Source organism: Pedobacter rhodius (assembly GCF_027213645.1).
Taxonomy (GTDB): Bacteria; Bacteroidota; Bacteroidia; order Sphingobacteriales; family Sphingobacteriaceae; genus Pedobacter; species Pedobacter rhodius.
The window spans coordinates 286,946-298,837 of record NZ_JAPWGL010000002.1 but is presented as its reverse complement, the minus strand read 5'-3'; the positions used below and the strand labels follow the sequence as shown (position 1 = coordinate 298,837).

Sequence of the window (11,892 nt, the reverse complement as noted above, 5' to 3'; positions counted from 1 at the left end):
AGTTATTTCTTTTTAACATGGTTAAAATTAAAATATTTAAAAAAGCGATCAAAAGTTGATTTATATATTCCACCGTCTACAATAATTCTCCTGTCACCCGTCCAAACAATTGCATTTTTTTTGGTAACCCAGTGTAATTTACCATACCCGGCTTTGCGCAATTTCATAGCCAACCAGCCATCCTCGTTAGTTCCCGCCGGATGTGTAAACCCATCGACGCTAATGCATTGTTCCCTTCTGCAGGCAGAATTAAATCCATAAACATTTAAGGCTTCTTCTTTATACCGTCTGTTCACGTGTCTGTTAAAATCTGACAAATATTCGTAAAAAAAATATAAGAGTCTCGGGGTCTTTTCGGTTGGGATAAATGAAAACCTACCGTAAGTGAGTGCAATATTGTTATCGTTTATTAAAGGATTAATCATTTCATCAATCCATGAAGCAGGATATATGGTATCCGCGTCTGCATTCATAACATATTTTCCTTTGGCTACTGCCAGTCCCGAATTTCTGGCAATGGTTATGCCTTGCCTGCTTTCATTTACACAAGTAACGCCGCATAACCTGATCAGTTCTTCTGTATTATCTTTGGAATTATTGTTAACTACAATTATTTCAATGCTGTGCGGAGTGCTCGTTTCAGATAAGGAATAAAGTGTTTTTAAAATATTTTCCTCCTCATTATATGCCGGTATAACTATTGATATTAAAGGAGAAGAAGATATTTTGTTTTTGAAATTGTTTACAATAGTTGGAATTTCTTTTATAAGAATTTTCTTTTCCTGACTAATTCTAGATATATTCTTAGGGATAAATAAAGGTCTCATTTATAATATGATTATTGTAATTACTTAATTTAAAGGATATTATTTGTTTTTGTATTTGAAATAACATAATTAGGAGAAATAAAATACAGGTTTAATTTTTTGTGTAGTTTATTTATCCATGGTTGAAAAATCATCTCTAAAAAACAGGAAAGCAATAAAATTATAGCAGACTTTAGAATAAGTATCAGGTATATGTTTTCAATACAGGGTAACTTTAGTTGAATCACCGGAAAATGAATGACGAACAAAGCATAAGATATTGGTGCAAAAATTTTGAACCAGCCCAATACAAGGTCAAATTTAAAAAGATTGAATTTCCACCAGACAAACCCGGTAATTATCAGTATAAGTGCTTCTATATAATTATAAAGATAATTTGTAATGGGGAAATTTTTATTTATTTGGGCGATAGATCGATTTTCGATAAAAAAATCTTTAGCAATCGGCAAACCAATGATAAGTACCATGATAAACAGGGAAATCAATACCGGGAATAAATCTTCTAATTTAAAATCTCTGTGCTCAATAAAAATTTGAGCACAATAAAAGCCGGCCCACCATAATAAAAAGAAATTTAAAACTAAAAACACATGAGATGGATGTATTATAAACAATATCCAGGAAATAATGGAAAATAATAAAACAACATAGATGTTGTTACGGGCTTTTATTTTAAACCTGTTTAACAGATAAATTAAAGGAAAAAACAGCATGTAAAACCACCATTCATAACCCAGTGACCAAAGTGGCAGATTGCCCAGAAAAGGTTCAATTTTCCATCCTGGTTCGTCGTTAATCCGCTGAAGCTGAAAAACGTTTTGAATCCAAGATTTAAAGTCAACAAAGGAAAACTGATATCCATTCAGATAAAATATGAGTATAGAAATAAAAAATGTAAACAGCAGTATTGGATATATTCTTAAAAATCTTTTTCTAAAATAAATTGGGAAAGAATCGGTATTGTTCTTTTGGTGTGAGACACATATTACAAAACCAGATAAAAGAAAGAATATTAAAACAGCTTCTCTGCCAAATCTGAAAAAGAATTTTATAAATGCCGGTGTTAGGCTGTATATCTGCGTAAATAATATAAAATGATGAATAACTACATACAGGGCAACAAAACCACGAATAGCTTCAAGTTTAATGATCTTCATTAAGAATAAATTAATCGAATTTTAAAATGCTTTCCAATTGATAAAGATCGTTAAAAATATTTATGAGTAAGGTATTTAAATTAAAGTTATAAATATTTTATTAATCAGGTCTTTCTTTACAAGTTTTGAACTTATTAAGTTATATTTAATAACTTTGCGTTCACTCGCTTACACAAGTATAAAACATTTAAAAAATAAGAATTGCTTTGATTCTAGCTGTATATCAACCTATTTAGATTCCTGTAAAACAACGCTTAATGTCCTTCGTTAAAAAAATTCTTAGTTCCTTCAAGAATATGCACCTTCAGTCGCTAATCGCGAATGGATTAATGTCTGTTTTTGGAATGATAACTCTATCAATTGTTTATCGTTCACTCAAAGTAACTGATATTGGAGTTTACATTTTTTTTCTAAGCATTATTGGATTAATAGATAATTTAAGAGCCGGATTCTTAACTGTAACCATAATCAAATTTTTTTCAGGTACATCTATTGATAGAGGAAGAGAGGTGGCTGGGTCTGCATGGCTGCTTTCGGCTATCATAGCAGTTATTTTTTTTATTTTAAATATACCCACCTATTTTATCTCCAAAACAGTTAGCGATCAGGGTTTAGCGCTTATATTAAAGTACTTTGCACTCATTTCTGTTGTAACTTTGCCATGTTTCATGGCCGATTGTATTGTACAGGCAAAAAAAAGGTTTGACCGTATGTTATGGTTAAGGATATTTAACCAAGGTTCATATACATTACTGGTATTTACACTGGCATCTTTACATAAACTGAATTTAACCACTTTATTGTATACTTATATAGCATCCAATTTATTTGCCAGTGTAATGGTAATAATTTTAAGGTGGACTATGATGGGTACAATCTTTAAAGCGAAAAAAGATACTGTTTGGGAATTATTCCATTTTGGTAAATACAGTATGGGAACTAACATCAGTTCGAATTTATTTGGCGTAACCAACACATTTATTATCAATTTTTTAATTGGTCCTGCTGCACTGGCTATGTACAACCTGGGCGGCAAATTAATGCAAATTGTAGAGATTCCGTTGTTAAGTTTCGTCACCAGCGGAATGCCGCTCTTATCGGGCAACTATAATAATGGAGAAAAAGAAGGTATGATTTATACATTAAAGAAACTGGTTGGGATGCTAACTGTGGTTTTAATTCCTGTAGTTATCATATCACTTATTTTCGCTGAACCAATAATCCATTTACTCGGTGGTAAAAATTATGTTGCAAATGAAGCACCAAATCTTTTTAGAATATTTATTGTGATTGCCCTACTATATCCGGCTGACAGATTTTTTGCAATTGGCGTTGATGTAATACACAGACCAAAAATTAACTTTTATAAAATTATTATTATGTCGCTTAGCAATATTGTTGCAATATTTATTGGAGTTTGGATTTATCACTCCATTTATTCTATTGCCTTTGCATCAGTAATACCGATAATTGTTGCGATTTACATGACTTACAAACCATTAAATGATTATTATAACTTTAATTTTTTAAGCATTTACAAAGTTGGTTTTCAGGAATTAGTCCTGTTGTACAAGTTACAGAAAAATAAATTTTTCAGCTCGTCGAAAAATTTATTGTAATTGTAGTTAAATTACAGATATTTAAAAAACTTTTGCGTTTTACATAAAATTCCCCATGAGTAAAGAAACCATCTCAATTGTTGTAGCTAGTGATAACCATTATGCAATATTAATTGCTGCGTTGTTAAAATCTATTGACCTAAACCATAAAACTGAAGAGCATATAGATTTCCATATTATTGATGATGGAATTTCAAAAAGCTTCAGAAAGAAACTGGAGTCAATTGTAGATCTTTCAAGGATAACCATTAAATGGTTTAAAAGTAAAGAAATTGTTCCCGCGCATATTACTATTCCAGTTGATAATTCGGCATTTCCATTAACGGCTTATATGCGGGTATTTTCGCCATATGTGATTGACGAAAATGTAGAAAAACTAATTTATCTGGATGTTGATACAATTGTTCAGGATGATATTTCAAAATTATGGAATGTTCCATTAGGCGATTATACAGTTGCGGCTGCGCAAGACGTTGGTAAAACTGTCGATTGCAAGTGGGGAGGAATTGCTAATTATGCTGAGCTTGGACTTAGTGCAGATACTAAATACTTTAACTCCGGAGTTTTGCTTATAAATCCGAAAAAATGGAAAAAAGAAGGGATTTCTGAAAAAGTAATTGATGCATTGCGAATTCATAAAAAATATGTTCAGTTAGCGGATCAATATGGATTAAATGTTGTTTTAGCCAATAAATGGTTACAATTGGATCCAAAATGGAATTGGTTTGCTTTTAATGAAAACGATAACCCGTCATTAGTTCATTTTCTCGATATAAAACCGATTTTCAATACCTATAATTCAAAGCCGGTATACAAAGATGAATTTTACAGATACCTCTCACTAACACCATGGAAAAACTTTAAGCCAATAAGCGGCAATAAAAGATACATTAGGAAGATCTTTAATAAAATTAAAAAGATGTTTTTAAAAATGTAATTTTGAAAAATATTTAGATCATATTCAGAAGGAGGAATAGCTTAATATTATCATAATACGCAATATTAAAAAATATTTTAGCCAATTCGTACCGGTTTGAAAGCAAAAGCAGCTTTACAGGCTGCTTTTGTTTTTATTTTCCTATTCTTTTTCTTCGTTAACGTGGCGAACCAAAAACGTCCGGTTAAATTTCTGTTTTTGATATCAAAACCACTCAATATTATAATATGAGTTTATATAATGTATATCCGGATAAGTAAAGATGTACATGTTGAATATTATTTATAACTATTGTATTTTTATCACGTTAGCTACACATAGGGGCATAAAAAAAGTTCCGGACAGTCCTTAAAGGCGTCCGGAACTTCTCAATGTTAATAAATAAGTTATAGTAATGCTCCGATACCGGTTACTTTTGAAATAAAACTTTCGAGGTCTGAAATCGCATCTTGTTGCGAAGGGATATATTTATTGTTTTGCTCTAATGTTATCTTTGTATCACTCATATTATTAATCATATTTGTGATAGGCAAACCGTTGTGATAAAGATCGAAACCCAGGTTATTGTAATATTCTAAGGTTCCACCGTAATTATAAAGGTCTAAAACCTGTCCCTCCCAATCCTTTGACGTATTCATACGACCGATAGTGTTGTTGTACACTTTCGCATTTACGAAAGTAGTTTTTCCCGGATAGATGTTTCTGTCGAATCCCTGAATCTCAAAACCTCCGTATTTGCGGGTGTTGTAGCAAACATTATTATAAATTTCAACTGTTACCGGACTCGATCCGCGGGAATAAACCCACATTCGGATAGAATTACCCTGGTAATTCGTTAATTTATTATGGTGAAAAGTTCCATTTCCCTGCATGTAGAATACACCATTATGATTGTTATTTGTTGCATTTATATTATTAACCACATTATGGTGTATGTTATAATCTTGAATATTTCCAAATGAGCATAGTGTTCCTGAATTGGTATTCTGAAATTGATTAAAGGCAATTTCTACGTCTTTAAATAAACCTAAATCCTGTGAATTATCTTTATTCAGCGACCCATTGAACACAATTGATCCTGTATTGTCAAATAAGCAGTTAAGTATTTTAAATCGCTCGTTTCTGGATGTTTCAGTTCCATCGTAGGCCAAATTTCCGTTGCTTTTTTCACCTGCAATGCAATAATCTGCAACATTTTTAAAGCTCATGCTCTTTAAAGTTACACCTGCAATTCTTTTATTCATTTTAATGGCCCTGAAGGGAATATTTTCAAAAGAAAAACCATATTTGATATCAGCATCGTTATCTCCTGATATAGAAACATTTATAATGTTATCTGTTTCTATTCCTTCGGTAATAACCACCTGTCCATTATTTTTTATGGTAATAGGGGCATCCAAAGTACCTGAAATGTTTTTTATGTAAATGGTTTTATAGCTGCCTGCTTTAATTTTTATCAGCTTTATTGTACTGAAGTTAAAACTGGCGCCGTCAATAGTCAAATTTCCACCGCCTGTTCCTACTTCATAAGCAGGAACCAATATTGGAGGGAGCGTTGCAGTAGGTGGAAGAACGGGTATTGCCGGAATTGCAGCAATTTGTTCTGGTAATTTATCTCCTTTTTTGCAAGAACTCATATAAATAAGCGTGCATAAGAAGATTTTAAAATACATTTTTAATTTTTTTTCCATTAATTAAATTTCAAAGTCTCAAGTATTTATTTCAACTTCTTTAACGACAATAATGTCGATATTACATATTAAATTTTAAATTTGGAAATGGTGTTTGTTTAAGTTTTACCAAAAAAGCGGTTTTAACAGCATTATTTGTAATATTCCTAATAACTCTTTATAAAAATAGTTTTTCAAAATTTGAATTGTGACTTTTTTGTGACAAGTAAGAATTCAATTAATTAGGCTTTGCTAAATCGTCGCTTATTTTTAGATAATTTCTTGTGTATTATATGAATTATTTACCTTGTATTATTAAATATGCCATTTAAAGATTTTAAGTATATTTTCATATAATTTAATTATGGAACCTGCTTGTATTTGCCATTTAGTTATAGTTTCCTCCATTCATACTTAAACTTATGATTATTTATTAATTCAGCTGAAAATCTGTACACTAATTTCTTTATATTAGCCTCAAATTCAGATTTTTTAATGAATAGAAGATCATATCTTAAAAGTTTAGCAATAATTGGCGTAATCGCCTCTTCATTTTCCGGTTATAAATGGTATCAACTTCACCAATCTGTCAATCCACGTGATTTGTTAGATAAAGAGTTACTTATTGCAGAAATTGCTGAAATTATTATTCCTCAAACAGATACACCAGGTGCTAAATCAGCTAATGTTCATAAATATATTATGGATGTTATTATTAATTGTACCGATGTTAAAGTTCAGAACCATTTTATCCGGGGTTTGAATGATTTTGAAGACTATGCCATTTCAAGTTATGAGAAGCCTTTTTTGAAATGCAGTACAAAGGAAAAAACCAGTATTGTTCAACATTTCGCTGATAATGCAAATTATAAATACGCTATTTTAAATAAAATCAATAATAAGTTTTTAGGTGAAAATTTTTTTTCAAAGTTTCGAAATCTTACCATAGAAGGTTATTGCCGGTCAAAATCAGGTGCAACAGAAGGGTTGTGTTATGATTATATACCCGGAAATTATGATGCATGCATTCCGATTAAAATTAACCAAAAATCTTGGGCAACTAAATAATTATGTTTATTAACAGGAATTTCATAGATGCAGGAACTTATGATGCAATCGTAATCGGCTCCGGAATCAGTGGTGGCTGGGCAGCAATGGAACTTTGCAAAAAAGGGATGAAAACTTTATTGCTGGAAAGAGGACGGGATGTGAGGCATATTGTCGATTATCCTACTGCAAATCTGCATCCCTGGGATTTTAAATTTGGTATGAATAATACCAACATTGATAAGGAATCAGACCCTGTTCAAAGTAATGCTTACAGTCCTGCTTCCAAACATTTTTACATTAGGGACCAAGATCAACCTTATATTCAGGATAAGCCTTTTAACTGGTTTAGAGGGAACCAGGTAGGGGGGCGTTCATTAACCTGGGGCAGACAATGTTATCGTTTAAGTGATTTGGATTTCGAAGCAAATGTAAAGGAAGGCGTGGCTGTAGATTGGCCGGTCCGGTATAAAGACATCGCGCCCTGGTATAGCTATGTAGAATCACATATCGGGGTGAGTGGTCAAAAAGAAAATCTTAAGCAGTTACCTGATGGAGAATTTCTGAGTCCGATGGAACTTAATTGTATTGAGAAACACCTGGCGCAAAGTATTAAGAAAAATGATCAAAACAGGCTACTAACTATTGCCAGGGTAGCAAACCTGACAAGGGGCTGGGATAACCGCGGGCCTTGTCAGAACCGCAATTTATGTGAAAGGGGATGCCCGTTTGGAGGTTATTTCAGCAGTAACAGCTCCACTATACCGGCTGCAATGGCAACCGGAAATTTAACGCTAAGGCCTCATTCTATTGTGACCGATATTTTATATGACGAACAAAAACAGAAAGCAAAAGGAGTTAGAATTATAGATGCATTAACCAATGAGGTTTTGGAATTCAGCTCTAAAATAATTTTTGTAAATGCGTCTACTATAGCAACAGCTTCTATATTACTTAATTCAACATCAAATAGATTTCCCAATGGCTTTGGTAACGATAGTGAACAAGTTGGTCATAATCTAATGGATCACCACTCTTCAGCCGGAGCCAGTGGAGCACACGACGGATATTCTGATTTATATTATAAAGGCAGAAGACCATGTGGTTTTTTAATTCCAAGATTCAGAAATTTATCCGGTTCAGAAAACCATAACTTTTCAAGAGGCTACAATATTCAGGGGCATGGCGAACGTGAAGAATGGGGTGATAAATCAGGTCATTTAACCGGTATTGGAAAAGATTTTAAAGCACAGCTTACAACGCCCGGCGCCTGGACAGTATGGATGGCAGGCTGGGGCGAATGTCTTCCATATTATGAAAATACTGTTTCGTTGGATAAGTCAATTAAGGATAAATGGGGACAACCCATCATAAAGATTGATTTTTCTTTTAAGACCAATGAAAATGATATGATGGATGATATAAAAAACACTTCGGTACAAATGCTGGAAAATGCCGGTTTTAAAAATGTAAACGGGTTTAATTATAATAAACCTGGAGGTTCTACAATTCATGAAATGGGAACGGCGAGAATGGGTAAGGATGCTAAAACTTCCGTGTTAAACGGTTATAACCAAATGCATGATGTACGAAACGTTTTTATAACTGACGGAAGCTTCATGACTTCCTCAGCCTGTCAGAATCCCTCATTAACCTATATGGCCTTTACCGCAAGGGCTTGTGAGTATGCCTATCAGCAATTGAAAAAAGGTGACTTGTAGATTTATATAAATAATTAGCAAAAATGCACACAAACTTAATCTTTCTCTCTTATGGAGGAGTAATTGAATATAGAAGAGCAATATTTTGCATATTAAGTTTCTTGGCTTGGAATCCTAAAATTGAAAATATAAGGGTAATTGTTTTTACCGATTCACCTGATTTCTTTAAAAAGTACTTGTTAAATTTAAATATAGAATATGTATTGCTCAACTCAGAATTAGAGGAAAAATTAATGCGGGGATCAGATTTTATTCACTCTAAAAAGGTTGGGGTTATTGATATGGCCTTTAAATCCTATCCGAATACAAATCAACTTTTCATTGATACTGATACTTTTTTTTTAACGGATGCCAGCATAATGCTAAATGGTTTTGAAGAAGGAAAAAGCTTTATGCATAAAAGAGAATACATGCTAAAGGAGGGAGTCGATTTGTTTTCTTCTTTTGATCAAGGGCATTATCCTAAAGCCTTTTTGAATTATATTTCAGGACGCGTTTTTAAAATTAATGGAATAGCAGAAAGCTTTAATGGTGAAGACTATAGTTGGAATTCAGGTGTATTGGCTTTACATAAAACTTTTTCAGTTTATATGAATGATGTAATTAAGCTCACTCATAAATTTTATAATAATTCTAAATGGTTTATAAGTGAGCAACTTGCTTTTTCTTTAATTTTGCAACGAAAAACAAAAGTGAGATCTGCAGAAAAATATATATTTCACTACTGGGCAAAAAGACAAAAGATGTTTATGGACAATTTTCTTCAGAATTTATTCGATCAAAAGCTTGTTTCAGAACTAAATGATCAAGCTCTGAATAGGAGATTAACGAAAAAACTGGAAACCGATATCGAGATTGACTTGTCAATAGAACAAATTAATATAGCTTTTTCAAGGAAAGATTATTTTTATGCCTTTAAAAAAGGAATTCGATTGATTCTAAAAAAAACCTTTCTGTTTGAACTTATATAAACAGCTCTTCCAATAAATATTAAAATTTTAATATTCGGTGTATAAGCGGTTTTATATTTTATATATACGGTTTTGTTATATTGCAGGAAGTAATATATATGAATATGGATTAGGTATAGGGCTTTTATAGGGATCAAACATTCTAATGTAATTCACCGGCTTTGAAACATCCATCTGATTAATGAAAAAATCAGTTGATAGTAAATAATATTTCAGCAAGTCGTTTATCCGTTCAGCGTTTTTAGAATCATACTTCAAAAAGTAAAGCACTTTCCATTTGATGGTTGACAAAGTGTTATTTCCGGAATTTTTAAAATAGTCTTCAATATACAAATCCAATCCTTTTGGTTCCAGTTTTAAATAACCAAGTTCCCGGTTAATCAGCATTTTTGCATAATTTTTTAAATCCGGTGAAATAAAATACAAAGACGGAGGGATAATAACCATTCCGGTAGCAACACCGGTTAACAGAATAAAATTTCTTCTCTTCATATTAAAACATTTTGTCTGCAGCATATAAAGATAATGCAGACAGTGTTAAACTTGGGTTTGCAGGACTAAAAGTAGTAAAAGCGCCGGCGCCTAAAACAAAAACATTTCTGTATTGATGATGGATTAAATGTTTATCTACTACGCCTGAGTTGGCATCTAAAGACATTCTCGTGCCGCCAATAATATGGCCTTCATTCGGAAACGGTTCTAAATATTTTAATTTTTCGACAGGTAAGCAGGATAAAATGTCCGGGAGTTGTTTTTTTGCGTTTTCGAATGCTTTAAGTGCATAATCTGATCTTCCTTTAAAATGAACTTCAGGCATTAATTTGTTTTCTGAAGTTTTTATATAATTGGAGTCTTCAGGTAAGTCTTCAAATACCAGGCGAAAACTTGCCATGTTAAGCCATTTATCTTTTTCGAAACGAATAAATGGCGCATTATTTACTTCAATTAAACAGGCAGCAAAGTCTTTTCTATGGTTACCATCATATAGCATATAGCCATTGGCATTCACCCAGGTACTTCCTCCCGCATTACTTAAATTATCTAAGTATATTAATACCTGAATACCCATTTGCTCGCCAAATCCTTTTCCGGTAAATTTGTTTTTATCTCCTGAATTTAATAAGATATTGCTGTTGAAGAAGGGGTTGGCACCGAGTGCTATCACTTCAGCAGATACTTTATAATCTTTGCCGTCTTTAACGAAGCAGACTTTTTTTGCCACATTATTTTCAGTCTCCATGGAATATACCTGGGCACCGTAGACGATTTCAACACGGGGGTCTTCGTATGCAGTTATGCCGGAATTTTCGATATGAAACTTAGCATTAACAGGACAAACCCCGCAAGTACTTGAAGCCATGCAGGCATTCCGGTTTTCAGTTGCCCTGCTGGCCCTTGCGGTAGGCTGGCTGATGTATTGATTACCATATTTTTTATGCATAATCTCATCAACCGCACTGAATTTGTGTGCCGGTAACGGATATTTACTTTTTTTTGGAAAAGGTGTTTCATCAGGTCCGGAGATAGACATAATTGCTTCAGCCTCATCATAATATTGATCAATATCGTTGTATGATATCGGCCAATCCTGTGCAATTCCGTAAAGTGATTTCATTTTAAAATCCGAAGGCATAAATCTTGGTGTACAGCCCCACCAGCAATTTGAGCTACCCCCAAATCCGGTCGTGAAATGCCAATCCTTCTTAGGATTAAAATTCTTTACTAAATCATTCCATACAATTTCATTCTTTTGATATGGGGTTTGTTCGCCTTTTCTAACTTTAAGACGCTCGGCATGAGGATAAAATACGCCTCTTTCTAAAACCAGAACATTTTTATCTTCCTTTACTTTTGACAGGTATTTCTTTAGAAAAAAGCTAGAAGCAAAACCAGTTCCAACAACAACTAAATCATAATGATTTCTTTTCATTTAATTCGGGCCG

10 protein-coding genes are annotated in these 11,892 nt (G+C 32.9%); 5 read left to right on the top strand and 5 right to left on the bottom strand.

Annotated features, from left to right (window positions below):
- Window positions 1-2 precede the first annotated feature (2 nt).
- On the bottom strand, window positions 3-827 hold the full coding sequence (locus O0931_RS06765; RefSeq protein WP_269414804.1) for a glycosyltransferase family 2 protein: 825 nt from the start codon (window positions 825-827) through the stop codon (window positions 3-5).
- Between the two features lie 29 nt (window positions 828-856).
- Window positions 857-1,984 carry an acyltransferase family protein gene (locus O0931_RS06760; protein ID WP_269414803.1) on the bottom strand — a complete coding sequence of 376 codons (1,128 nt, stop codon included), beginning with the start codon at window positions 1,982-1,984 and terminating at the stop codon, window positions 857-859.
- Between the two features lie 257 nt (window positions 1,985-2,241).
- Here O0931_RS06760 and O0931_RS06755 point away from each other — a divergent pair, with 257 nt between their 5' ends.
- Together O0931_RS06755 and O0931_RS06750 are read left to right on the top strand one after the other, a co-directional pair.
- Window positions 2,242-3,603, top strand: a complete 1,362-nt coding sequence (locus O0931_RS06755) for a lipopolysaccharide biosynthesis protein (protein WP_269414802.1) — start codon at window positions 2,242-2,244, stop codon at window positions 3,601-3,603.
- Window positions 3,604-3,658: 55 nt separating this feature from the next.
- Window positions 3,659-4,540, top strand: coding sequence for a glycosyltransferase family 8 protein (locus tag O0931_RS06750; protein ID WP_269414801.1), 882 nt, complete (start codon window positions 3,659-3,661; stop codon window positions 4,538-4,540).
- Window positions 4,541-4,926: 386 nt separating this feature from the next.
- Here O0931_RS06750 and O0931_RS06745 read toward each other — a convergent pair whose 3' ends face one another.
- Entirely contained in the window at window positions 4,927-6,231 is a 1,305-nt protein-coding gene (locus O0931_RS06745) for a hypothetical protein (protein WP_269414800.1), read from the bottom strand.
- A gap of 474 nt (window positions 6,232-6,705) precedes the next feature.
- Between O0931_RS06745 and O0931_RS06740 the strand changes: the two genes are divergently transcribed.
- From O0931_RS06740 to O0931_RS06730, 3 genes are read left to right on the top strand one after another with little or no spacing between them, the layout of a single operon-like run.
- Window positions 6,706-7,278 carry a gluconate 2-dehydrogenase subunit 3 family protein gene (locus O0931_RS06740; RefSeq protein ID WP_269414799.1) on the top strand — a complete coding sequence of 191 codons (573 nt, stop codon included), beginning with the start codon at window positions 6,706-6,708 and terminating at the stop codon, window positions 7,276-7,278.
- A 2-nt stretch (window positions 7,279-7,280) separates the two neighbouring features.
- Window positions 7,281-8,978 carry a GMC oxidoreductase gene (locus tag O0931_RS06735; RefSeq protein ID WP_269414798.1) on the top strand — a complete coding sequence of 566 codons (1,698 nt, stop codon included), beginning with the start codon at window positions 7,281-7,283 and terminating at the stop codon, window positions 8,976-8,978.
- 23 nt (window positions 8,979-9,001) lie between these two features.
- Window positions 9,002-9,949 (top strand): hypothetical protein, encoded by a 948-nt coding sequence (locus tag O0931_RS06730; RefSeq protein WP_269414797.1) that lies wholly within the window; start codon window positions 9,002-9,004, stop codon window positions 9,947-9,949.
- 75 nt (window positions 9,950-10,024) lie between these two features.
- Here the strand turns inward: O0931_RS06730 and O0931_RS06725 are convergent, their stop codons facing one another.
- Together O0931_RS06725 and O0931_RS06720 are read right to left on the bottom strand one after the other, a co-directional pair.
- On the bottom strand, window positions 10,025-10,441 hold the full coding sequence (locus O0931_RS06725; RefSeq protein WP_269414796.1) for a hypothetical protein: 417 nt from the start codon (window positions 10,439-10,441) through the stop codon (window positions 10,025-10,027).
- 1 nt (window position 10,442) lies between these two features.
- Window positions 10,443-11,879 carry a GMC oxidoreductase gene (locus tag O0931_RS06720; RefSeq protein WP_269414795.1) on the bottom strand — a complete coding sequence of 479 codons (1,437 nt, stop codon included), beginning with the start codon at window positions 11,877-11,879 and terminating at the stop codon, window positions 10,443-10,445.
- Window positions 11,880-11,892: the final 13 nt, after the last annotated feature.